General features: G+C 37.1%; 20 protein-coding genes. 16 read left to right on the forward strand and 4 right to left on the reverse strand.

Going from position 1 to position 23,812, the window contains the following annotated elements:
• Nucleotide 1: 1 nt before the first annotated feature.
• Nucleotides 2-658 carry a 3-oxoacid CoA-transferase subunit B gene (locus tag H4J75_RS11625; RefSeq protein WP_182217785.1) on the forward strand — a complete coding sequence of 219 codons (657 nt, stop codon included), beginning with the start codon at nucleotides 2-4 and terminating at the stop codon, nucleotides 656-658.
• A gap of 284 nt (nucleotides 659-942) precedes the next feature.
• Here H4J75_RS11625 and H4J75_RS11630 read toward each other — a convergent pair whose 3' ends face one another.
• Both H4J75_RS11630 and H4J75_RS11635 read right to left on the reverse strand, forming a co-directional pair.
• On the reverse strand, nucleotides 943-1,656 hold the full coding sequence (locus H4J75_RS11630) for an alpha/beta fold hydrolase (RefSeq protein WP_182222216.1): 714 nt from the start codon (nucleotides 1,654-1,656) through the stop codon (nucleotides 943-945).
• Between the two features lie 590 nt (nucleotides 1,657-2,246).
• Nucleotides 2,247-5,708 (reverse strand): PAS domain-containing hybrid sensor histidine kinase/response regulator, encoded by a 3,462-nt coding sequence (locus H4J75_RS11635; protein ID WP_182222217.1) that lies wholly within the window; start codon nucleotides 5,706-5,708, stop codon nucleotides 2,247-2,249.
• A 191-nt stretch (nucleotides 5,709-5,899) separates the two neighbouring features.
• Here H4J75_RS11635 and H4J75_RS11640 point away from each other — a divergent pair, with 191 nt between their 5' ends.
• The 3 genes from H4J75_RS11640 (at nucleotide 5,900) to H4J75_RS11650 (ending at nucleotide 10,320) form a co-directional block, all read left to right on the forward strand.
• Entirely contained in the window at nucleotides 5,900-7,099 is a 1,200-nt protein-coding gene (locus tag H4J75_RS11640) for a CynX/NimT family MFS transporter (protein ID WP_182217790.1), read from the forward strand.
• Complete coding sequence (locus H4J75_RS11645; protein WP_182217792.1) at nucleotides 7,087-8,016, forward strand: alpha/beta hydrolase; 930 nt, start codon at nucleotides 7,087-7,089, stop codon at nucleotides 8,014-8,016. Before H4J75_RS11640 ends, H4J75_RS11645 begins: the two co-directional genes overlap by 13 nt.
• A gap of 303 nt (nucleotides 8,017-8,319) precedes the next feature.
• The gene (locus H4J75_RS11650; protein WP_182222218.1) at nucleotides 8,320-10,320 is read left to right on the forward strand and encodes an alpha-amylase family protein; all 2,001 of its coding nucleotides are present in this window, start codon (nucleotides 8,320-8,322) and stop codon (nucleotides 10,318-10,320) included.
• 104 nt (nucleotides 10,321-10,424) lie between these two features.
• On the opposite strand, the gene H4J75_RS11655 is transcribed toward H4J75_RS11650, so the two are convergent.
• Together H4J75_RS11655 and H4J75_RS11660 are read right to left on the reverse strand one after the other, a co-directional pair.
• On the reverse strand, nucleotides 10,425-10,793 hold the full coding sequence (locus tag H4J75_RS11655) for a carboxymuconolactone decarboxylase family protein (protein ID WP_182217796.1): 369 nt from the start codon (nucleotides 10,791-10,793) through the stop codon (nucleotides 10,425-10,427).
• A 15-nt stretch (nucleotides 10,794-10,808) separates the two neighbouring features.
• Nucleotides 10,809-11,591 carry a 3-hydroxybutyrate dehydrogenase gene (locus H4J75_RS11660; RefSeq protein ID WP_182222219.1) on the reverse strand — a complete coding sequence of 261 codons (783 nt, stop codon included), beginning with the start codon at nucleotides 11,589-11,591 and terminating at the stop codon, nucleotides 10,809-10,811.
• A 644-nt stretch (nucleotides 11,592-12,235) separates the two neighbouring features.
• On the opposite strand from H4J75_RS11660, the gene H4J75_RS11665 reads away from it, so the two are divergent.
• The 12 genes from H4J75_RS11665 (at nucleotide 12,236) to H4J75_RS11720 (ending at nucleotide 23,811) form a co-directional block, all read left to right on the forward strand.
• Complete coding sequence (locus tag H4J75_RS11665; RefSeq protein ID WP_182222220.1) at nucleotides 12,236-12,673, forward strand: hypothetical protein; 438 nt, start codon at nucleotides 12,236-12,238, stop codon at nucleotides 12,671-12,673.
• 24 nt (nucleotides 12,674-12,697) lie between these two features.
• On the forward strand, nucleotides 12,698-13,000 hold the full coding sequence (locus H4J75_RS11670) for a hypothetical protein (protein ID WP_182222221.1): 303 nt from the start codon (nucleotides 12,698-12,700) through the stop codon (nucleotides 12,998-13,000).
• Nucleotides 13,001-13,151: 151 nt separating this feature from the next.
• Nucleotides 13,152-14,351 (forward strand): serine hydrolase, encoded by a 1,200-nt coding sequence (locus H4J75_RS11675; protein WP_182222222.1) that lies wholly within the window; start codon nucleotides 13,152-13,154, stop codon nucleotides 14,349-14,351.
• A 114-nt stretch (nucleotides 14,352-14,465) separates the two neighbouring features.
• On the forward strand, nucleotides 14,466-14,741 hold the full coding sequence (locus H4J75_RS11680) for a hypothetical protein (RefSeq protein WP_070374206.1): 276 nt from the start codon (nucleotides 14,466-14,468) through the stop codon (nucleotides 14,739-14,741).
• 108 nt (nucleotides 14,742-14,849) lie between these two features.
• The gene (locus H4J75_RS11685) at nucleotides 14,850-15,182 is read left to right on the forward strand and encodes a hypothetical protein (RefSeq protein WP_182222223.1); all 333 of its coding nucleotides are present in this window, start codon (nucleotides 14,850-14,852) and stop codon (nucleotides 15,180-15,182) included.
• Nucleotides 15,183-15,231: 49 nt separating this feature from the next.
• Entirely contained in the window at nucleotides 15,232-15,789 is a 558-nt protein-coding gene (locus tag H4J75_RS11690) for a GNAT family N-acetyltransferase (RefSeq protein ID WP_182217804.1), read from the forward strand.
• A 111-nt stretch (nucleotides 15,790-15,900) separates the two neighbouring features.
• A complete protein-coding gene (locus H4J75_RS11695) occupies nucleotides 15,901-16,764 on the forward strand; it encodes a TIR domain-containing protein (RefSeq protein WP_182217806.1) in 864 nt (287 codons plus the stop codon).
• Between the two features lie 476 nt (nucleotides 16,765-17,240).
• A complete protein-coding gene (locus H4J75_RS11700) occupies nucleotides 17,241-17,948 on the forward strand; it encodes an SDR family oxidoreductase (protein ID WP_182217807.1) in 708 nt (235 codons plus the stop codon).
• 103 nt (nucleotides 17,949-18,051) lie between these two features.
• Nucleotides 18,052-18,336, forward strand: coding sequence for a hypothetical protein (locus H4J75_RS11705; RefSeq protein WP_182217809.1), 285 nt, complete (start codon nucleotides 18,052-18,054; stop codon nucleotides 18,334-18,336).
• 189 nt (nucleotides 18,337-18,525) lie between these two features.
• Nucleotides 18,526-19,005, forward strand: a complete 480-nt coding sequence (locus H4J75_RS11710; protein ID WP_182217811.1) for a hypothetical protein — start codon at nucleotides 18,526-18,528, stop codon at nucleotides 19,003-19,005.
• Between the two features lie 338 nt (nucleotides 19,006-19,343).
• On the forward strand, nucleotides 19,344-20,090 hold the full coding sequence (locus H4J75_RS11715) for a CPBP family intramembrane glutamic endopeptidase (RefSeq protein ID WP_182217812.1): 747 nt from the start codon (nucleotides 19,344-19,346) through the stop codon (nucleotides 20,088-20,090).
• Between the two features lie 640 nt (nucleotides 20,091-20,730).
• The gene (locus H4J75_RS11720; RefSeq protein ID WP_182222224.1) at nucleotides 20,731-23,811 is read left to right on the forward strand and encodes a chemotaxis protein CheB; all 3,081 of its coding nucleotides are present in this window, start codon (nucleotides 20,731-20,733) and stop codon (nucleotides 23,809-23,811) included.
• Nucleotide 23,812 lies beyond the last annotated feature (1 nt).

The raw sequence follows: 23,812 nt of genomic DNA on the forward strand, positions 1-23,812 counted from the left end.
CATGGCTTTAGACCGAAATCAAATTGCTCAACGTGTCGCGCAAGAATTACAAGATGGCTTCTATGTTAATCTTGGTATTGGTATTCCTACCTTAGTAGCTAACTATGTCCCTGAGGGGATAGAAGTAATGTTGCAATCTGAAAATGGCTTATTAGGTATGGGACAATTTCCCAGTGAAGCTGAAGTCGATGCCGACTTAATTAATGCCGGTAAACAAACTGTGACTATGGCGACCGGTGCATCAATATTTGATTCTGCACAGTCGTTTGCCATGATCCGTGGCGGTCATGTTGATTTAACGGTGCTGGGCGCTTTTGAAGTCGATGTTAACGGTAATATTGCTTCGTATATGATCCCCGGTAAGCTAATTAAAGGTATGGGCGGTGCAATGGACTTGGTTGCTGGCGCAGACAATATCATAGTAACCATGACCCATGCGTCAAAACATGGTGATTCTAAATTACTGGCAAATTGTACACTGCCGTTAACCGGTAAAGGCTGTATAAAAAAAGTGTTAACCGATTTGGCTTTTATTGAGATTAAAGACGGTCGTTTTCATCTACTCGAACGTGCCCCAGGGGTGAGTGTTGCAGAGATTGTTAAACTAACCGCAGGTGAATTAGTCATTCCTGATGATGTTCCTGAAATGCAGTTTTAGTCATATATTTTTGACTAGAAAAGAGTGAAAATTAATCAAGCTAAGTGATTATTGTCAATGTTGTTAGAACCGCTAGAAGACAATAAGGCAGTAGTTTATCGTGCTTAGCTATGTTATCGGGCGAGCAGGGCGCAATGGTCTGTAAAGGCACCTAAACAAAACTATAAAGATAAAAAAGGATGGCTGTTTAGCCATCCTTTTCTGTATAACCCATACGGAGTTATTGTGCTGTTACTAAGCTTACTTGTTTACTGGCCGTATTGGTTTGTATAACTCATACGGAGTTATTGTGCTGTCACTAAGCTTACTTGTTTACTGGCTGTATTGGTTTGTAAACCAAAATGGTCAAGTGAATAAGTATAACTGGCTAATTCATTAGGTATTTGACTCGAATGAACTCCGCTTACCGTACATGTTCCGCTACCGCAAACTATTTGATCATCCCAACTTTTAATAGAATAAACACGATTAGCAATGACTTTATTACCTAGCCAATCAAGAAATGGACTTGATACCGATAAGCCATTACTGGCACAGGTAGGGATCCAAACATTCCATGGATATGCGCCACAAGTCCATAAACCGCGATAAGCACCTGCAACGCCGACAAAGGCATCCACTTGGCTACTTTTATTGAGTTTAATAATTTGTTGTGCTGCTAAAGTAACCCCCATAGAGTGGCCAATTACATCAATTTTTCCTGTGCATGACGCACTAAGCGCTGAATTGATAGCATTTCGAACAGGTGTTTCTTCTGATCCGCTGTGATTATTATAAGCGGCATTACCACCACCCCATGCTGGGCGGTATATTTGACTGCTGCTGAAGCCTTTCGCGAGTAAAGCGTCATAGGTATTATCCCAATCTGACGGCGTGCCAGTATTGCCATGCACCAGTACCACGTTATCGAGACAACTGGCTTGCACGGTTGCACTGGCGAGTAACAAGCCAGCAACGGTTAATATTGCCTTTAATTGAATATTTATTTTTCTTTTCATAATGAATATCTCTTTGTTTTATTATTATTTGAGTGTTATTTCAATATTTTCTACTTGGTCTATTGGCTAGTTTTATCAAAAGATAAAGTAAACATTAGGAAGTAACTGCAAGTGTTGTATCTAGGTATTTTATTAGCCGCCAATGTTGACCTTTACGGCGAACTATCGGTCGTATTACCAACTAAAATACTAGTCATCAAGCGGTTAGATAAGTTCGAGTGAGGGACGTCACGGTTGTTAAAATGTATGTAAAAAAGTGTAATTAGGACCTGTTTCATAAAAAGCCTATTATTTATTGTCATTTATTTTTGACTTGTCCTGAGGGGTACTCTCCATTTTTGTATCCAAACTGTTTGAAATTTGAACTCAACAACATTAACGAATATTGGTAGCAAAAGAAGTGACTCTTTAGTAGTAGAAGGATTATGTGGAATAAATTAAATAATTCTCGCTTAATGAAAGTGTCTGTTGTGGCGGACACTTTTATCAGATTTTTGAGGTTTTTATTCGTAGTTTATTATTGTTAAAGACTTTGGAATATATTTAAAATCATAGCAGCGACACTAACTTTGCTGTCACTGCTAGTATGACTAAAGCGATAATAACTGTCGCATCAATTTTTTTAACGCTAACGCTTTAATTGGTTTACGCATAAACGAGAAGTCGGCACCGCTGGTATGTTCTCGCACTTGTTCAGAGGGGTCTGCAGAGCAGATAATACAAGGAGCTTGCCACTTATTGTTAGCAAGCGTTTTTTGCACTAAATCAACACCATTTTTGTCATCATCTAAGTGGTAGTCTGAAATAATTAATTTGGGTTTGAACTCTTTATCAACTAGTACTTCTGCTAAGTGTTTTTCATTTCTCACGGCAATAACATGACACCCCCATTCAGCGAGTTGCGATTGCATCGCTTTTAGCATTAAGGGCTCATTATCAATAAGTAAAATAGGTAACTGATTAAATTCATCAGTGGCGCTAATGCTATTTTGAGTGTTAACAACTGAGGCTCTGACCGGTAATAACTTACTACGAGGTAGAGTAATGCTAAAGCATGAACCTCTACCAACCGTAGATTTTACTGAAATGGTTAACCCTAAAAGTTTAGCTATACGATCTGATATGGCTAAACCTAGCCCCAAACCCGGTTGGTCTTGAGTTTCATTTAAGCGCTCAAACTCTTTGAAGATAGTTTGCTGTTTGTTTTTCGCAATACCCGGTCCATTATCCCAAACTTCAATAACGATCTTGTCATGTTGTCGCCTAACGCCAAGTAATACTTTGCCTTGGCGGTCGGTTTGTGGGCAATAGTTAATAGCATTGGAGAGAAAGTTTTGCACCACACGGCGTAACAATCTTTGGTCGGTTTCAATAATACAGTTAGATTTTACATAGCTAAACGTTAGATTAGCTTGCTCTGTCAGTAAGAAAAACTCTTTACTCAAGGGGGCTAATAATTCGTCAACATAAAAAGAGGTGATCGCAATGTGTTGCGACTTACCATCTAAGCGAGATATTTCAACGAGATCTGAGAGTAAACTTTCTGCAGCATTTAGTGAATGACGAATGTTGCTGGCTAATTCTTCTAAATGAGTACCGGTTACTTTTTTATTAAGCATACTGGTAAATAAAGATAAAGCATTGAAAGGTTGCATTAAATCATGGCTGGCAGCCGCTAAAAACTTAGTTTTACTTTTATTAGCTGTTTCGGCTTCTGCCTTTGCATGGTTTAGTTCACGGGTTCGTTCAATCACTCTTTGTTCAAGGGTCTCGTTCGCCCTTTGTAAAGCTTTTTCAGCTTCTATATGTGCGGTTATATCTGAGAAAGTACTAACAAAACCACCGCCAGGCATCGCTTGCCCTCTAATTTCTAAGACAATACCGCTTGGCATTTCTCGCTGGAAATAATGACTGTTCCCTTTACGCATATAGTCAATTCTGCGTGTTATAAAATCATCGGTATGCTCGGCACTATTTGTTGTAGAGTTACCTTTATCAGCAATAATGACTCCGCGATCGGCATTGTATTGAATAAGCTCGGAGATTGGTTTACCGACACAAACTAAACTGCTTGGGTAATCTAGTAATTCTATATAGCGTTTATTCCAAGCAACTAAGCGCATGTCGGCGTCAACAACACTTATACCTTGTTCTATATTTTCTACACCGGCTTGTAATAATTCGCGATTAAATTGAAACAACTTGCTGGCTTCATCAACAATATTAACGACATATTCCAAAGGTAAGGCTTGTTGTTTACTTGCGGCTTTCATTACCATGCGCGTTGAGGCTGAGCCTAATACGCTTGATAACTGCAAGCGGGTATACTCGACCAGCTTTTGACTCGCGGCGGTATTACTAAGTTGTTTTGCATGATTATGATGAAAATCATCGGCGCTTGCATCATTAACGAAGCGTTGCAATAAGTGATAAAGGTCTTTACTTGATAAGTTTTGTTGAATCGCCCCCTGCTTTTTACTGATAAAGAGCTCTGCTTGTAATCTTTCGCCAACACTGCGCTGACCAAATAATGAAAAACCGATAAAACAGCAAGTATTGGCTAATAAACTAAATAATAAACCGTGACTAATATTATCGAGAAAGTCGACACCAAAAAGTGCATAAGGCCGTAAGCTGCTTATACCAAATAATCCTGTAGTTATCCACGGAGCGTTCGGCAATAAACTGGGTAGCAATAAGGTATAAAACCAGCAAAGACTGCCGACAATTAAGCCAATAAAAGCGGCGTTACTGGTTGCTCTTCGCCAATATAATGCGCCAACAACTAAAGGGGCTAATTGTGATAGAAGTACGAATGACAATAGGCCAATGGTGGCAAGGTGATTTTGTTGATTAACGATCCGCTCAAAGCCAAAAGCCAATAGCAGCAGTAAAGCAATTGCTATGCGGCGAATATTTAATAACAGCCCTGACAGTTGTTTTTTCTGGGTATTAATATAACTGTTGTAGTGCAGTAGCAAGGGGTTAACGATTTCTGTTGTTACCATAGTGCTGAGTACTATTGTGGCGACTATGACCATGCTGGTTGCTGCGGCTAAACCACCAATAAAAGCGAGGCCACCAAGCCATGCTTGCTGAAAAAAGAGTGGGATAGTAATAACATACGTATCGGCATCAACACCACCACCCGGAAATAAACTTTGGCCAGCTAAGGCAATAGGTAAGATAAATAAATTAATGGCAATTAAATAAACGGGGTAGAGCCAACGTGCCATTTTCAATTCTTTTTGCTGATGATTCTCTATCATCAACATGTGATATTGCTGTGGCAAAATAAAAATAGTAATTACGCCAAGTATCGCTTGTGATACTGCAAAATAAGTGTTTTTTACCGGTTGATAATTAGTTGACGTTTCAGCTTGGCTGATTAAATCGCCAATACCATCAAAAACAAAGAATGTCGCAAAAATGCCTATCGCGGTTAAGGCAAATAATTTAACTAACGAACTAAAAGCTATGGCTAGAACTAAGCCTTGATTTTGTTTATTGGCGGCCACTTGGCGAGCACCAAATAATATACTGAAAATAATTAATACTAAGGTCACAACAAAGGTCGTGCTTATTCCTGAGCGGTAAGTGCCGGTGAGTAAATCAAAACTTTTGCTGATAGCTCTTAATTGCAGTGCGATATAGGGAATGGTGCCCAGAAGGGCGACTAAGGTTACTGTCGCTGCTATTTTTGGCGATCTGTCATAGCGACAAGCAATAAAATCAGCAATAGAGGTTAGGTTTTGTTGCTTGGTAATACGTAATATTCGCAGCAACATCGGCCAAGCCAATACAAAGCATAAAATTGAGCCAATATAGATGGGAGCAAGCCAAGCGCCGGTTGTTGCTGCTTGCCCAACCGTGCCATAAAAAGCCCAAGAGGTGCAGCTTACCCCTAAAGCTAAACTGTAAACCCAAGGGCGAGAATGCCACTGCTTAGTGGTTTGCTTTTGTCCCCAATAGGCAACAACAAACAATAATAATAAATAACCTATGGCAAGAAAAGACACCAACCAAGTATTAAGAGAAAGCCAAATTAACACTGAAAACACCTTATAAATAGCAACACTTTACTAAGTACCGATCCCATATCAACTTTACGTCTGCAAATAAAATGGCGGCAGACATCATAACATGGCTTAAATTTCAGCACAGTGCACGAAGGTAGTACATCAATAGATAATTTATTTAGTTAAGCTGAATTTTGACATTACTATATTAGAAATTAATCTATATGAGAACTCTTAAGATAAGTAACAAGTATTTAGTAGAAGCCATTGTTTTTATTAGTTACACCTTATTTGCAATGGCATGGGTTGGCGGCACCGCAAGCATGAATCAAATCATGGCGGCAATGAATATTAATAGTTTAGCTTCAGCCAGCTTTATTAGTGGTGCGGTTACCTTAGCTAAAATTGTAGGGACCTTTGCCGCTGCTTGGTTAGCCCTAAAACTAGGGGGTAAGTATGCTTTTTTTGCATCAGGTATTTTAATTTCAGTGGGGCTATTAACACCTTTTGCGCCCAATTATGAATTGCTATTAGTGAGCCGGTTTTTAATGGGATTGGGCGGAGCGTTTATGATTGTATATTTTAACCCCATCGTTATGTCTTGGTTCCCTCCAGAAGAGCGTGCCACGATAAACGGGATCAATGCCGTTGCTTTTAATTTAGGCACAGGCATTATTTTATGGCAAATGAGTAACTTTAATTCGTTAACCGGTAGCTGGCAAAATACCTTGATTATTTTTTCATTAGCAAGTTTGGCATTAAGTATTGCTTGGTTATTTGTTGACGAAGCAAAACCTCATAGCAAGGCCAAAGATACAAGTGAAATTAACACGCATTATTCGTACACAGATGGCTTAAAAGATAAATTTTCTTGGGTCTACGCGTTAACCTATTCAGGTATTCTTGCCTTTTATTTATGTTTGTTCACTTTCTATCCTAAAGCGGGTATCAGTCAAAGTGCGTTATTGATAGGTTTTGGAATTATAGGAACGTTAGCCGGTATTATTTACAGTAAAAAATTCCCTTTACGGGTGCCTGTGATCCGTTGGTCAGGTTTACTGATTGTGATCACTGTGTTTACCTTATCTTTTAGCCCGTCAGAAGTAGTACAAACACTTAGTGCTATGGTGTTAGGTTTTTCTATATTCTTTCCAATAACGGCATTAGTGGCAATACCTCATGAGTTGTCAAAAATGACCAGCCAAAAAATAACCGTTGTTTTTAGTTTGTTCTATTCGATAAGTTATATGGTGGGTACCTTGGTTTTATGGTTGTTTGGCAAGTTAGTTGATATTCACCAAGGTGACTATACATGGGCATTTGCTTTAACCACCTTGGTCAGTGGTACTTTCTTTATAGGTAGTTTTTTCTTAACTGAAACGGGTCAACAAAAAAACAAGGAAGATGAATTATGCGAGGTGTAATTTCAGAAAAATTAGCGCCCTTTTTAGCGCAGGCAAATGAAGCTTTAGCCGAGTCAAAAAAACAAGGTGTGCAATTTTCTCCTGCACTGGTTCGCTCAAATTTAGATAAATTGGCGCCTTTGATAGGCGAGGGGCCAGCACTCAGTTTTGTGCAAGACCGTGCAGTGCAAGCAGAAGAACGCGCTATTGCCGTGCGAGTTTATAGCCCAGCGCCAGAGGAAGCATTACCCGTAGTTATTCATTATCATGGCGGTGGTCATATGTGTGGCAGTGTTGAATTATACGATCCCATTTGTCGTAAAATTGCCGCACAAAGTCATTGTATTGTTATCAGTGTCGAATACCGTTTAGCACCAGAGCATCCTTATCCAGCAGGTATCGATGATTGTCGAGAGGTGTTAATTAATTACCAAGCCTGTTTAGCTGGGCTCAACTTTTCTAATGCACTTTATATTATCGGTGATAGTGCTGGCGGCGCTATTTGTACTACGCTTGCTATGCAAAGCCAGCAAGATAAACGCTTAAGAATCGATAAGCAGATTTTAATTTACCCAAGTGTTGATTACACCGGCCAGCAGCCTTCTTTTACCGAGAATGGTTCAGGTTTTTTACTTGAGCAAGATAAAATAACTTGGTACTTTAATCAGTATTTTAAAGCGAGTGATAACAGTAAAGCTGCATCACCTTTGTATGGTGAAATAAGCAAGACTTTACCCGAAACCTTAGTTATTACCGCCGGATGCGACCCGTTAAGAGATGAAGGTTTAGCTTATGCTAAAGCGCTAAAAGCGGTTGGGGTAGCGGTGCATCATCATCAGTTTGACGGGTTAACGCATGCCTATATGTTACTTGATGCATTGGTTGCAGAAGAGTGTCAGCAAACTTTTCAGCTGATCGCTAACTTTATTAATAAATAGCTAAGCTTGCCACATATTTCTGTGGCAAAAGCATTAATTATCGCAAGGTCTTGTTACCAGAGAGCAAGATCTCTTTATCATAATGTCAGTGATCCCGTTACCGACGTTGTTAACACGTTTCATATTCATCTAGGTCATCATAATTTCAATATAGTTTCTTGTTCGGTAAAACACCTACAAAAAATGGTTGAATACGTATTCATCTTCTTTGATATAGCGCTTTGTTTAAATTTAACGCAACCTGTCTTGGCTATTTAATGAGCAAATATAAACATTAATTTTACATTAGGAATAACAATAAAAATGAAAACTAAAGTAATAAAATCGTTATTAACAACAGGTCTGGCATTAGGCATTGTTTGTCAGGTTCAAGCTGCTGCTCAACCGACTACTTTTGTTCATCTCTTTGAATGGAGCTGGCAAGATGTTGCCCAAGAATGTGAAGATTATTTAGGCCCTAAAGGTTATGTCGCAGTTCAGGTGTCACCACCTAATGAGCATATTCAAGGGGGACAATGGTGGACTCGATATCAACCGGTAAGCTATAAAATAGAGAGTCGAAGCGGTAACCGTGCCCAGTTTGTCGATATGGTGAATCGTTGTAAGGCCGTTGGCGTAGAAATATATGTTGATGCAGTTTTAAATCATATGGCATCTGGCAGTGGTACAGGTACTGCAGGGAGTAATTATGGTAACAAAAGCTTCCCTAATTATGGGCCACAAGACTTTCATGATACTTGTGCCATTACCGATTATAACAATCGTTGGCAAGTACAAAACTGTGAGCTAGTGGGCTTAGCTGACCTCAATACTGGTGCCGCTTATGTACAAGAAACGCTCGCAGGTTATTTAAACGACTTGCAAGATATTGGTGTTACAGGTTTTCGATTTGACGCCTCTAAGCACATGTCATTAGGCGATATTCAAGGAGTATTGTCGAAAGTTAATGGCTCACCTTTGGTGTTTCAGGAAGTGATTGATCAAGGCGGTGAACCCATCACCTCCAGTGAATACCAAAGCACAGGTTTAGTAACTGAATTTAAATATACCACACAGCTAGGTAACACCTTCAAAAATGGCAGCCTAGCATTACTGAGTAGTTTTGGTGAAGCTTGGGGATTTTTACCGAGTAGTTCTGCGGTGGTTTTTGTCGATAACCATGATAATCAACGTGGTCATGGTGGCGGTGGTAATGTGATTACTTTTGAAGATGGCCGTTTATACGACTTAGCGAATGTATTTATGTTGGCTTATCCGTATGGTTACCCAAAAGTTATGTCGAGCTATGATTTCCAGGGTGATACTGATGCGGGTGCTCCAAGTGTTCCGGTCCATAACAATGGTGATCTAGAATGCTTTGGCAGTAGTTGGAAGTGTGAGCATCGATGGTCATATATTGCTGGTGGTGTCGACTTTAGAAATAATACTGCAGATAATTGGAGCACCACAAACTGGTGGGATAATGGCAATAACCAAATTGCTTTTGGTCGAGGTAGTTCGGGTTTTGTCGCAATTAATAAAGAAGATGTTAATTTAACGTCTACGCTAAGTACACAAATGAGTGCAGGTACTTATTGTAACGTTTTAAAAGGGCAATTATCTGCTGATGCTAAATCGTGTAGCGGTGAAACGATTACAGTAAACAACGGTGGAAGTATTAATGCCAATGTGGGTGTTTGGGATGCATTTGCCATTCATCAAGGCGCAAAAATTAATGGTGAAGTAACAGGCCCAGCAACATTGAAACGTACGGTGATATTTATTCAAGCACAAACGCAAAGTGGTCAAGATATGTTTATTCGCGGCGGCATTGATCATAACTACGCCAATAATAATCTTGGTAGAAATTGTCAAACCACTAATTTTGAGTGTGCAATGACTATTCGCCATAACAATTTAAAAAGTGCAACGACAACACCATGGAAAACCAACGAAAGCTACTTAGATTGGTATGGCAGTGAAGCCGCTCAAAGTAGCACCGCTGAAGGAACTCCGCTTGATTGGACCACCAATGCTTGGCCTGCAGGTTGGGGAACAAAGCGTACCGTTGCTAATGATGGTTATGGTGAAGAGCCGTTAAATATTTGGGGTCAACATTACTGGATGTTAGATGTTGATATGGATTGTAGTAAAGCGGTTAATAACAAGTTTGAAGTAAAAGCCTATGTTAAAAATGGTCAAGGTTGGGAAGGTGACATAAACCAAGCTAACACACCTTATGCATCGAGTAATCATTTTGCTGAATGCGGAAAAATCAACAAATTTAACTTCAATAGTAATATCGTAGAAATTCGAAGTTTTTAGAATTTTGTCGCGTTTTTATGATGATTTTTAACTAAATAAGTAAGCAGGCTAGGCAAATTTTTTTGTCTAGCCTTTATAACTTTAAAGCGGTATTTATAGACGATTTATAAAACTTCTTTAGCGGCTCTAAAAGCCTCTTGTGCAGCTGGCGCGCCACAATACACAGCGCTGTGCAGTAATACTTCTCGTATTTCCTCTTTAGTCGCGCCATTATTTAATGCACCACGAATATGCCCTTTAAGTTCTTGAGGAGCTCTTAGTGCTGCCAGCATAGCGATAGTCACTAAACTACGGGTTTTAAGATCTAATTCAGTTCGCTGCCAGGTTGCTCCCCAGCCATGATCATTGATGTAGTCTTGCATAGGTTGACTAAAATCATCGGCATTATTAAGTGCGCGGTCAACAAATTCATCGCCCATTACTTGACGGCGAATTTTTTCACCTGCTGTTTTTTCGTTGTTAGCTATCGTCATATATTATCCTGTTATTTATTGGGCGGTCCAAGCACCATCCATGGGAAGTGCCGAACCGGTTATACTACGCGCACTATTACTGCATAAGAATAAAATAAATTCACCAATTTGGCGAGGGTCCATCATTTCAGGTAAGGGTTGCTTAGCCGTTACTAAGGCATATTTTGCTTGTTCGAAGCTAACACTTTTCTGTTGTGCTATATCATTAATTTGATTATTAATTAATGGGGTATCCACCCAACCTGGGCAAATAGAATTAACGGTAATGCCATGCTCGGCACACTCAAGCGCAACGGCCTTCGTTAAGCCAACAATGCCATGCTTTGCTGCAACATAAGCGGATTTATTTAGCGAGGCCACGAGTCCATGAACAGAAGCGATATTAATAATGCGGCCCCAACCCTTTGCTTTCATACCCGGAAGTGACTTTTGAATGGTGTGAAATGCCGCGGTCAAATTGATGGCAATTATCGCATCCCACTTATTTTCAGGGAAAGTATCAATACTTTCGGTATGTTGAATACCGGCATTATTGACCAGTATATCGATAGAGCCCATGACTTGAGTAGCCTTAGTCATAAACACTGAAATATCTTGGGCTAACATTAAGTTTGCACTATCAAAAAGTGTCTTGATATTATATTTTTTCGCAAATTCATCGGCTAAGGCTTGGCCTTCTTCGTTAGCCATTAAACCGTGTAGTACCAAATTAATGCCTTGCTCAGCTAAGACATGTGCAGCCGCTAAACCAATACCACTGGTTGAACCTGTGATCAAAGCTGTTTTACCTTTTAGCATAATTATTTTCCTATTTAATTGTGTTATTAGTTTCTTACCGTTTTCGTCAATAAAAAAGTAATTAGACGTGTGAGCCCCTGCGCCGTTGATCATTATTGGGCAAATACTTGCGATAGGGCGGTTTATTAAAGGGCATCAGATAATAGTAAAAGAGTAAGTTTGGCCATCTCGAAAAGGCTATTTAACCCGTTGCTCTAAAATCTTCAGCATTATTCTTATGCTATATATTAATGCAAACAGTTAACTTTTTAATTGGCACCTTAGTACCATAGGTTTAGTCAAATAACTTTGCTGCTGCATTCATCAACAGCTAAAAATCACATCGCCTTTATTAATTGGAAAACAGATCGTTAATTACCCTATGTAAATGAACAGGCATCAGCCTTGATAATATTTCGACAATAAGACTAAGTAAGAAAAATAATTTTTAAGCTAGTAACTTTGTATACTTTCAACAGAGAACGCGTGATAAAACAGTCATCATTTAAAGTTTAGTTAAAATAATGTTAATAAAGGCTTGATGCAATTGAAGGTTATGAGTATTTTATGTTTTCATTATAATCATAGACGGTTAATTATCTGGAGAGAAGGAGGTTTTTGCTCGTCTAATAAGCTGTTTTATTATTACCAAGTTTGGAGTATTAATGAAAAAAATTACATGGACGAATGTTTTAACCATTGCTGGTGCAGTCGGTGGGGCAATAATTGGAAATTGGGCAGTAAGTGGTTTATTTAGTGGTGATGCAGGTGAAGATAAAACTAAATTTCTCATGAGTACAGCTAGCGAAATAAATAAGAATCTACCAATGAATGTAGATTCAGAAACAGTTTTAATAGCTACTATTGGTGCAAAAGAAACGTTTACATATAACTATCAATTGCCAAATTATGAAAAAGACAATTTAGATTTAAAAAAATTTGTCGAAACTATGACACCTAAGGTGACGAACTTTGTTTGTTCAACAATAGAAATGCAAGCATTTAGAGATTTAAATATTTTCATTTCATATAATTACTATGATACTAATCATAAACAGATCACCGAAATAAAGGTCGATACTAAGCAGTGTCAAAAAATATAACGCCCCATTAAACAAGGATGAACAATGGCACTTAAATTTACGTTAGTTTTACTTTTAGTCTTGGGGATTTCTGGTTGCTCTTCTCATGGTGCAGAAGAGGTTGGTTGCAATTTTGCTTCTGGTTCTACTTATAGTGAACACGATAAAGAAAGCTCTTGGAGCTCTAGTTTTATTAGCGATATTTTTGTTGGCTTGTTTAACGTAACCGTGCAAGGTGCCCATAGAAATATCTCCCCCGAGACTTATAATTCGTGTATTAAGCCAGATGTAGCTACCTGTATAGATCCTGAAGGCAATATAAAAAAAGAGTGCACGTTAACGAAATAGTTAAAGTTAGCTGGCATTTGCTTATAACAGGCCATTTAAGCAGGACTTTTAACCGTTGACTACTTGCTTCTGCGCGTCGCCTATTTTAGTCCGCTTTAGGCTGCGTTAGCTTACAATACAAAACTTGGCATTTAGAAAAAATGGATTTTAAATGAAAATACCTTTGTTAATATTTATTATTTTAAACACGATTACATTCACCGTAGATGCTAACGTTAGTGATGATTTTAGTGAGTTAAACTCTCAAACTCCTGGTTGTGCTGTTGGTGTGGTGAAGAAAGGTGAATTAGTTTATGAGCGCTATTTTGGGCAGGCAAACTTACGCTATCAAGTTCCAATAGATAAGAAAACCGTTTTTAACTTGGGGTCTATTACTAAACATTTTACTGCTGTTTTAGCGTTACAATTAGAGGTGAAAGGCCAACTATCTTTAAATGATTCATTGAAGAAATATTATCCCCAAGGCCCCCGTTGGTTTGAAAATATCAAGTTACATCATTTAATTAATCACCAAAGTGGTCTGCCAGACTATTTAAATGATGAAAAAACTAGGGAGGAACTTGTAAAAAGGGTATCTACCATACCCCATGTACTTGAAGATCTAGTTGTAGGGAAGCCGATTGCACGTGATGTTACTCTAATGCACGTTCTTGATACTATGATGGCGTTATCTGCACCATCATTCAAACCGGGCGAAAATTCAAGTTACAGTAATACGGGTTATTTGTTTTTGGCTGATATACTTGAAAAAGCTAGTGGAATACCTTTTAGTGACTTAGTTAAAAAACAACTATTTAAACCACTTGGAATGTCTTCAACTGAACTTGTGAGTTTACAGACTATTGAAATTCCTTGGAGTGCTACGGGGTATAGTGCTGTAAATTCGCCTACATACAAATATCGACGTAATTCATCAAATCTAATTACCCAGGGCGATGGCGGAATTTTATCAACGCTTCCTGATTTTGCCAAATGGATAAGTCATTTAATGTCCCCTATTGATGACAAATTATTTTGGAGTACATTCTTGCATCCGATGAAGCCTGTTTCCAACATTGGAGGACTCTCCAATTTCCAGAATACTGACGACAGTAAAGGTCATTTTATCAGTCAAATATTATCTTCTTTAAAGACCGTTTCTAAAATTGGAGGAGTACCATATAATAATGGACTGTTCATTAGGGAGGTTAAAGGTGAGACAATATATTCTCATAGAGGTTTATCAATTGACTCAATGGGGAGTTACTTTTGGCTTTCACCTAGTCATAATATTGGGTATATTCAACTTTGTAACTTCAGCTTCGATAAACGGCCATCTGTAAACGAAATATTGCATACCTATGCCGATTAGCAAGCAACAACAAATTAAACAAGGACAAAAAGCCGCTGGTTTTTGCTCCTTGGTCGCTATTTTAACTAACCATTATTCCCCCCTTAAATGGGCGTTATATTACAAGGTATTTATATGCTCTTTTTGATTATTAAACTATTGATGTTAGCTCTTTCATATAAATTATACTTGATGAAAAAGGAACCTTATTTTTCAGCATTATTGTTTAGTATTCCCTTAGCTATTGTTGGTTTAATTATGGGGCATACATTTATGGGGGTTTTTGTTGGCAGTGCCATTTTATTTGCCTTAGCTTTCGTTTGCTTCGTACTTATGTCTAAGTTACCAACAGGGATGCCCGAGTACAGTGTATTAGCTGTAACGGCAATTATTGTTGCATTTGTTATATAGCAAAGGTATTCAAGCTGGGCTTTTAACCTTTGGCTAGCTTACGTTTAGCTTCACATTTTAGCTAACTAAACTTTACCCTTAATTGGGCATTTTTTTACGGAGATTTATGTGAAAAGTTTACTTAAAAGTATTCAATATGGAATGTTAGATTTTATTGAGGGAGAAAATCAACCTGATTACACATCTGATAATGTTACTGATTGCATTACATTACTCTTAGAGTTCATGTCGTCAATGGGATCAGAAATTCAAACTGTTGATAGTACTAAAAATCATATTAAATATTTAATTTTATCTTTGAACGAATTAAACGATGACTGTGGTCAATGTTTAATAGAAACTGACCAACGTGAAGATATTTGTGATTTCATTCAAAAAGTAACAAATAAAGCCAATGTAGAATTTGAAGGTGATGTTACAGAAGAATGGCGAGAGTGGTAAAAATAGTAACCGACTCAAGTAGGATACTATAGTTCATGGAGGATTTAGGTTGTTATTTCCAGTATTAGAAACTAATCGTTTAAGGTTAGATAAATTAACTACAGAAGATTCAAATAGCTTATTTGATTTATTCTCAGACAATTCAGTTGTCAAATATTATGATCTGGACGCATTTACTAAACATTCACAAGCGAGTAATTTAATAGAATTCTTTAATGCTCGCTTTACAGAAAACTCTGGTATTCGTTGGGCTATACGCTTAAAAGAAACACATCAATTAATAGGGACTTGTGGGTTTAATACTTGGAGTCCTAAAATGAAAAATGCTGTTATAGGTTACGATTTACTGCCTAAGTTCTGGGGCAGTGGTTACACAACAGAAGCTGTGCATAGAATTGTTAAATCAGCATTTTGTGGTGAGTTACCATGCGGAGCATTGAATCGCATTCAAGGTGATACGGTTCCCGGGAATCTAGCCTCAGAGTCTCTTTTACTCAACGTAGGCTTTAAAGAAGAGGGTATTCGCCGTCAAAGTGGATATTGGAAGAATCAGTTTCACGACCTTAAATGTTTTGGCTTAATAAAGTCAGAGTATGGTGAAACATAAGCTATTAAATAGAATAAATAACCGTTGGATATTTGCTTCTTCGGTGCTTACTTTAGTCAATAACTATGCGCCAGTTAATCGGGCGTTATATGCAGTGCAAGGATCCGAGTAGTGGAGCTGTTAAAAAATAAAATCAATAAACTAGCAGAAATGAGTGAAGCGTTTAATTGGAAAAACTGTAGTAAAAAGCATGAATCACTTGATCTGACTTTAGGGGAGCCTTTACCTACGTGGGATACATGGGTAAATGATATAGAAAATATTTTGAAACAAACAGTTAAGCCAAATTCAGAACCTTTTGTTTATTTTAAAGCTGCAAATAATTCAAAGGTAACAGGTAATAGTGAAGACAAATTTGAGTTTGCAAAAGACAATTATATTAAAACATTAAATGCATTAATTTCGTTAATAGATGAAGGCGATATATTTAATGAATTATTAGTTTCAGGGCCACCAAAAAAAACCAATAAACCCAAAGGTTCGACCGAAAAAACGAATGTAACTAACTCCCTAGTACCAAGTAATAATAAAGTACTTATTGTTCATGGGCATGACAATGCTTTAAAAATTGAATTAGCGCTATTTCTTACACAAATCGGAATTCAGCCAATTTTTTTGCACAGAGAAGTGGATGCTGAGCAAAGTCTCATTGAAAAACTCGAGGCCAACAGTGATGTATCTTATGCATTCATATTACTTACCCCTGATGAAGTTTCGTATACGATTGATCAATCTAGTGTTATAGATGCTGAGAGAAAAAAAGTCATTAGAGCCAAACCTAATGTCATTTTTGAGTTTGGTTATTTGGTCGCTAAGCTTGGGAGAAAAAATGTCTGTGTTCTTCATAAAGGCGATGTGGATATACCTGCTGATTTAAGCGGTTTTATATATAAAAAAGTTGATCATAATATCGATGATATTGGGTTGTTTTTAATTAATGAAATTAAAGCAGCTGGTTTTAAGCCTGAATTATAATAGCGTCTATGCAGTTACTTAAACGGCCACAAAACATTTGCTTCTCTTGTTCCTGTTATTATAAATAGCTATTTTTACAAGCTTAATAAAATGCTTTATGACAAAAAACCATGATTATAGATTACAGTAGAGAGCCAACGACCCAGTGCAATAAATGTGGTTTGAGATATAAAATATCTTATTCTATTTGCCCCCATTGTGTCGGTAAAAACAAGGGACAAATTATTCGTGATATTCACATGACACACTCAAAGCAAGCGGAAAAACGTTCGAGTACAGGTAGGCAGTTTTTTTATTTGGCAATTATTCTAGCTTGTTTTTTAATTGTGTTATTTTAGTTTGCTGTTAATCAAACTATAAGCTATTAAAGAGAGACCAAAAACAGTTTTCTGTTGCGCTCTCATATTTGGAAAATATCTACCATTTTAGTAAACCATTTTTGCCTCTAAATGGGGTGTCATATTTAAAGGTTCAACATGAGTGATTTAATTGTATTAATAACGGGTGCTAATAGAGGCATTGGTTTCGAATTAACAAAACAATATCTTATAAATGGGTGGACAGTAATTGCTACCTGTAGAAATGAAAAGGCATCGGCTGACTTAATAACATTGAAGGATAAGTTCTCTGAAAAATTACTCATTGAATTAATGGATATCACCTGTCCAGAAAATATTGAGAGGTTAGCAAATAAACTCAGTGAAGAAAGTATCAAAATAGATTTAATCATAAATAATGCTGGTTATTTAGATCAAGAAAATAAAAGTATTCATGACATTAATTATGCAAATGCTGAAATGAGTTTTAAAGTGAATTCGCTTGGCCCATTGTATTTAACTCATTGTTTTTTGTCTTTGATGAAGAAAAATCGTCTATGTAAAATAGCTATAATTTCTTCTGTTATGGGATCCCTAACACGAGAAAGAAGTGTAGATTGGTATGGTTACCGAATGTCTAAGGCAGCAGCCAACATGCTAGCCGTGAATTTATCCAATGAACTTGTTAATGACAATGTCGCTGTGGTGGCTGTTCATCCTGGTTGGGTTCAAACAGATATGGGCGGTTCTTCTGCAAGAGAAAATGTTAAAGATTCGGCTCTTGGAATTATGAAAGTGATTCTAAATTTATCTATTGATACCACTGGGAAATTTTATGATTTTAAGGGAGAGGAATTACCGTTTTAAAAAGCTATTAAACGATTAAAGTAGAATAAATAAAAGTTGGTTGTTTCCAATGGCTAATTATTTTAACTAACAATTTTAACGAATTAGTAAAATTTTGGATGTGATGAAGTATCTAATTGTTATATACAACAGCGCTAGTTTTGTAGCTTCATTGTGGTGTCTTTCGGCAATAACGCCATTATTGCTTTTAGTGGGTAATGATATTTCTTGGATGTCGATAGTTGCCGTTGGTTTGATTATTCTTTATGGCTCTTCAATATCCTTATTTAGAAAAGAAAAAATAGCTCAAGGCTGTTGGTGTAAATCTGATGCTTTTGCATATGTTGTTGTTCCAATATGTCTATTTACCTATGTTACTTATATGATGCTATCTAGTGTAAACGCCTAAGTTACTCAACATTTAAAGAGTGGCTGACCTTGTATTTAACTTACTATTTTATTCAACCATCTTTAACTTTTGATGAGGTGTTATATTGGAGATGAGCATTGGATATATCATTGAATTTATGATTTATTACTCAATTTTAAACCTAAACAGTGTTATCAAATAGAGTTAACTTTAAAAGGATTTATTAAAGTGCCACATACCTTCGAATCAAAAAATGTAAAAGCAAAGTTATCAATCTCCTTAAATAAACTCGTGTTATTGACTTTTCTAGTGGTGATTGCCTATTTTGGCTATGAAAAATATGCTTTACATAACGCTGAGCAAACACAAGCATCCGTTTTTATTTTAACTCCTCAAGTCAATGATATTTACTTTTTAGACATGAGGTTGATTAATAATAAATTGAATCCTAAGCATAAATATAGATTAGCTAAAGTGGTAAGTGTTAGCGGCAGTAATGTGGCTATTGTTTATGGAAGGGTTTTCTATCAATGGCAGAATGCAGTGGTAAATAGCATTAAGTATGATGATTTAAATAATAATAATTATTTTGAGCTAATACCCGATTACATTCCTTTTAGTTTAATTAAAGAAATGAGGGCTAATGAGGCTATTTATCTCGTTAAACGACCTATTCGAAATAAACTTTATGGCAAATTTGTTAATTAAGATATTTAATGAATCTGCCTAGTCGGTTTTAGCTCATTACTGCCGTTGTTATTTCACATGCTAACATTCACTAAAAGTACAAATAAGGCTTTCTCTTACTATAAATCAGCATACAAATCGGCTTCCCTAATAATATCGCTGACTTTTGCAAATATAATGGTGGGAGCTTCTAAGGTCTCCACTTAAATGACAGGATCTTACTGCCTGTTTTATTGGACCTAATAGATATACAGGTTAATTTTACCAGTAAGTAGGGTTCGACAATTACGTTTTAATATTATGCATTGAGATTAATTTCTCAATCGTTTTGTTTTTTTCAATTGGATTTTAATATATTTATGAGTATATCAAAGGTTAATAACGCATCAGCGGCATTAAATAAGATGATGTTATCGGTATTGTCAATGTTATCGATATTACTGTTAGCTCTAGCACTACCGATATTTTCAACCTTTATTGTGTTTATATCAGGTCTTGGCTCAATATTTTTAGATGATGTACATACTATTGAACAGCTGAGCACGAATCTAGGCTTTAATTTTACAACATCAATAGTTTCGGTACTTTTAATGCTACCCCTTCTTCAGTATTATCTTTCCGCAAAAAATAAAGAAAATATAGTTAACCGATTAGCTTTAAGATCTATAACGTTAACACGACTAATAATGACCTTATTAGCCGTGTTAACCTTCTCATTATTTGAATATTTTATATTTCGTATGGGCATTTTTGAAACGCCAAGCTTTATGCTCGACTTTTTAGAATCAATAGATACAGGTCTTGAAATTACATTACTTATTTTAACGGTTGGAATCGTAGGTCCTTTTTTTGAAGAAATTATTTTTAGGGGGATCGCCTTCTACAAGTTAGAACAAATCTCCCTAAATCCAACGTTCATTATTGTCATTACCAGTTTAGCGTTTACCTTGATACATTCTCAATATGAACAAACAGAGGTATTTATTTTACTCTTCTTATCTTCATGCTTATTAGGATTGATTAGATATGTAAGTGGGAATTTATGGTATTGCATATTTGGTCACATGGTCATGAATATTATAGTGGTAGCAGAAAATTTTTTATAAAAGACTAAAACAACTTCCTCTTCCTATAACCATAAAGCGTTTTTAAGCTATTTTATAATGTCTGTTACCTTTAAGGGTAATGTCATTAGGGGCAGGGTAGCTCTTTCAACAAAATGTTAGTAATAACACCTAAGCATTAACGGCCATTTTTAACGAGCTGACCACCTAAAATCAATTGATACTATCAAAGGTAGCATTAATAATGTAAGGGTGAATGACCTCTATCTGACTACTTGTGAGGCGTTTTCAAGCTCAAATCCGCCAATGAAATTTTATTTCAGAAAGCTATCCAGTAATTCGAGGTCGTAAATTTACTGAAGTCACAGGTTTACTTCATCAGCACTGAATACAAAGTAGGTCTTCGTGTTTGAAAGTCATCTTTGCAAACATATTGACGACATAAATCTTATATTTCTCTATTGTAAAGAAAACAACTCCAAATAGAATTTATGTAGTAAATTTGTTCAATATGAGTCTAATGGTTATTTGAGGCTTAAGAACTCTACAATCAATCACCATGACAGTATTTTTAGTTCATAGCAGACAATGATTCACCTGAATTTATTGAATTTATTGAATTTTCATCATATTCGGCGCATTATCTATAACCGCCACCCTAAGAATAAAAATAGCACACACAATGAAAAAATCTAAAGATGTTGTTTCTGAACAACAGGTTGATGAGAAAACAGAGATTAAAACGTCGTCTCCTGTTGATGTTTTCCCTATCATTGCTATCGGTGCTTCTGCTGGCGGTCTTCAAGCCATCGAACGATTTTTAAGTAATGTGCCTGCTGACTGCGGCATGGCCTTTATTGTAGTGCAACACTTAGACCCTAACCACAAAAACATCCTGTGCGACTTACTGCAACGCATGACTCCCTTAGACGTACATCAAATTACCGATCATATGGTGATTATGCCCAATAATGTCTATGTGATACCTCCTGCCCACGATCTAACTATTTTAAACGGTACATTAATTTTATTCACGCGTGCTAACCCGCATGGTTTGCAATTGCCTATTAATTCTTTTTTCACTTCTCTGGCAGCCGATAGAAAGGAACACAGTATTGCTGTTATTCTTTCAGGTATGGGGGCAGACGGAACGTTGGGTTTGGGGTCGATCAAAGATAAAGCAGGTGCGGTATTTGTGCAAAGTCCTGATACAGCCGAGTTTGACAGTATGCCTCAAAGTGCTATTGATACCGGATTAGTTGATGCCGTAGCACCAGCAGATGAATTAATGCGTTATATCATTAACTATGTAAATAAAGTGCCATTGCCGATTGAAGAGAACAATAAAAATAAAGAAGATATTGAAAAGGTGATGGTATTGCTACGCGCTCATACCGGACAAGATTTCTCGCTTTATAAAAAAACCACTATTAATCGTCGTGTTGAAAGACGTATGGCCTTGCATCAGCTTTCCAATATACCCGACTACGTGCGTTATTTACGGACTAATCCCCAAGAAAATGAATTGCTACTTAAGGAGCTACTGATTGGTGTTACTAACTTTTTTCGCGACAATACCGTTTGGAAAAAACTAGAAAATGAGGTGATCCCCTCGCTTTTGTCTGAATATCCAGAGGGAGGTACATTACGTGCTTGGGTTCCTGCTTGCTCTACCGGAGAAGAAGCCTATACCCTCTCAATTGTGTTTCAAGAAGCCTTTAAAAAATTTAACTCGACCAAACATTTTGAATTACAGATTTTTGCTACTGACCTCGATATTGATGCCGTAAATAAAGCTAGAATGGGGATTTACAGCAATAGTATTAGCGCTGATATTTCTAAAGAACTATTAGACTTATATTTTGTGAAAATAGACGGGGGCTATCAAATCGGTCAACAGGCACGAGAAAATGTTATTTTCGCCCAACAAAATTTGGTGATGGATCCTCCGTTTACCAAACTTGATATCATCAGTTGTCGTAACTTGCTCATCTATTTAGAGCCAGAATTGCAAAAGAAACTATTTCCCTTATTTCACTACAGTTTAAAACCGTCTGGAGTGCTTGTTTTAGGAACGTCTGAAACCATTGGAAACGAAGAGTCACTGTTTACTCTTTTAAGTGGAAAAGAACGTATTTACAAACGACGTGAGACATCACAGCCTTTTAATGTTATGAAATTTCCGGTTAACGAAGTGAATAGTTATTCTCATGAGTTAAAGCCAGAAAAAAACGTGCCCGTTAACCCCCAAGATACAGTTACTATGAACTTAGAAGATTTGATCCAATCCTTATTACAAGAGAATTTTACTCCGGCGGCTCTGCTAACCACTGAAAAAGCGGATGTCATTTATATCAACGGAAAAACCGGGAAATATTTAGAGCCATCGGTAGGCAAGGTCAATTACAACCTTTTCTCCATGGCACGTGAAGGTTTGGCCGCCCCATTGAACGAAATATTTAATCGCGCGGTGCGCCTGAAGAAAAAGTTAGATATAACGAACGTTGAGGTTGTCAGTAACGGTAATATTATTCTGGTCGATGTTAGGGTACAACCAGTATTAAATTCATCAACATTAGGCCCTATGGTTCTTGTGTTGTTTACGACTTCCACAACGGCCATTGCACCCATTAAAAAATCGCTCAAAGGTAATTTAGCCAAAGACCATAGTGATGAAATAGAAAAACTAAAAAATATATTGTCTCAGGGGAGGGAAGAACTGAGACTTACCACTAACGAAATGCAGCTTGCACAAGAGAATCTTAAATCTACCAACGAAGAATTACAAAGTACGAATGAGGAGTTTCAAAGCACTAACGAAGAGCTTACAACTTCCAAAGAAGAAATGCAGTCGATGAATGAGGAGTTAAGAGCGGTTAATCATGAGCTAAACATCAAAGTCAATGAATTGTCTTTAGCCAGAGACGACTTAAAAAATCTACTTAATAGTACTAGCATCGCCACGCTTTTTTTAGACAATGAGCTCAATGTACGTCGTTTTACCCCTGAAACGGTTAAAATTTTCAAACTCATACCTAGTGATGTCGGTCGCCCTATCACTGACTTGGTCAGTTCATTAATTTATCCTAAGTTATCTGAACATACGGATGAAGTACTACGAAGCCTGATGTTTCATGAAGAGGAAGTAACGACTCATGATGGTCGTTGGTATATTGTACGCATTATGCCCTATCGCACGCAGGAAACTCTAATTGATGGCGTGGTTATTACTTTTAGCGATAATACTATTAACAGGAATGCGAGTATTGCTATGGCTGTGTCAGAATCTCGCTTTCGTTTGCTATTTGAGAATTCATCACATGCCGTTGCTTACAAGAACATACTAATGGAAGGCGACAAAGCGGTTGATTTCCACTATCTTGAAGTAAACAATGCTTACGCGGGAATAACGGGATTACATCATATAGCAGGGAAAAAAGGCAGTGAAGTCGTGCCAAATATCCTACAATCTAACGCTGGATTTATGGCAGCCTGTGGTCGCGTGGCAATGTCAGGAAAGTCTGAAAAATTCGAATATTACGTCAAAGAGTCTATGCAGTGGTTTATTTGTGCTATGTACTCACAAGAGCAAGGCCTATTCGTTTGTGTGACCGAAAATATTACTGATAAAAAACAGAATCTTAGCACGTTAGATGATATTAAGTTGATGTTAGCAGAAGATGATAACACCTCGGCAGAGGCAATGAAAAAAATGCTCGTTAATGTACAAAACACACTAGAAAAACTGCTAATACTGGAATAAT

Origin of the sequence: Colwellia sp. BRX10-1 (assembly GCF_014077545.1) — a bacterium.
Taxonomy (GTDB): Bacteria; Pseudomonadota; Gammaproteobacteria; order Enterobacterales; family Alteromonadaceae; genus Colwellia_A.

Excerpts from the sequence above, each read along its gene's own strand:
- H4J75_RS11715 (WP_182217812.1), top strand. The coding sequence starts at position 19,344 with ATGAGTATATCAAAGGTTAATAACGCATCAGCGGCATTAAATAAGATG.
- H4J75_RS11705 (WP_182217809.1), top strand. The coding sequence starts at position 18,052 with ATGAAGTATCTAATTGTTATATACAACAGCGCTAGTTTTGTAGCTTCA.
- H4J75_RS11625 (WP_182217785.1), top strand. The coding sequence starts at position 2 with ATGGCTTTAGACCGAAATCAAATTGCTCAACGTGTCGCGCAAGAATTA.
- H4J75_RS11720 (WP_182222224.1), top strand. The coding sequence starts at position 20,731 with ATGAAAAAATCTAAAGATGTTGTTTCTGAACAACAGGTTGATGAGAAA.
- H4J75_RS11675 (WP_182222222.1), top strand. The coding sequence starts at position 13,152 with ATGAAAATACCTTTGTTAATATTTATTATTTTAAACACGATTACATTC.
- H4J75_RS11630 (WP_182222216.1), bottom strand. The coding sequence starts at position 1,656 with ATGAAAAGAAAAATAAATATTCAATTAAAGGCAATATTAACCGTTGCT.
- H4J75_RS11680 (WP_070374206.1), top strand. The coding sequence starts at position 14,466 with ATGCTCTTTTTGATTATTAAACTATTGATGTTAGCTCTTTCATATAAA.
- H4J75_RS11645 (WP_182217792.1), top strand. The coding sequence starts at position 7,087 with ATGCGAGGTGTAATTTCAGAAAAATTAGCGCCCTTTTTAGCGCAGGCA.
- H4J75_RS11640 (WP_182217790.1), top strand. The coding sequence starts at position 5,900 with ATGAGAACTCTTAAGATAAGTAACAAGTATTTAGTAGAAGCCATTGTT.
- H4J75_RS11650 (WP_182222218.1), top strand. The coding sequence starts at position 8,320 with ATGAAAACTAAAGTAATAAAATCGTTATTAACAACAGGTCTGGCATTA.
- H4J75_RS11665 (WP_182222220.1), top strand. The coding sequence starts at position 12,236 with ATGAAAAAAATTACATGGACGAATGTTTTAACCATTGCTGGTGCAGTC.
- H4J75_RS11655 (WP_182217796.1), bottom strand. The coding sequence starts at position 10,793 with ATGACGATAGCTAACAACGAAAAAACAGCAGGTGAAAAAATTCGCCGT.
- H4J75_RS11700 (WP_182217807.1), top strand. The coding sequence starts at position 17,241 with ATGAGTGATTTAATTGTATTAATAACGGGTGCTAATAGAGGCATTGGT.
- H4J75_RS11660 (WP_182222219.1), bottom strand. The coding sequence starts at position 11,591 with ATGCTAAAAGGTAAAACAGCTTTGATCACAGGTTCAACCAGTGGTATT.
- H4J75_RS11670 (WP_182222221.1), top strand. The coding sequence starts at position 12,698 with ATGGCACTTAAATTTACGTTAGTTTTACTTTTAGTCTTGGGGATTTCT.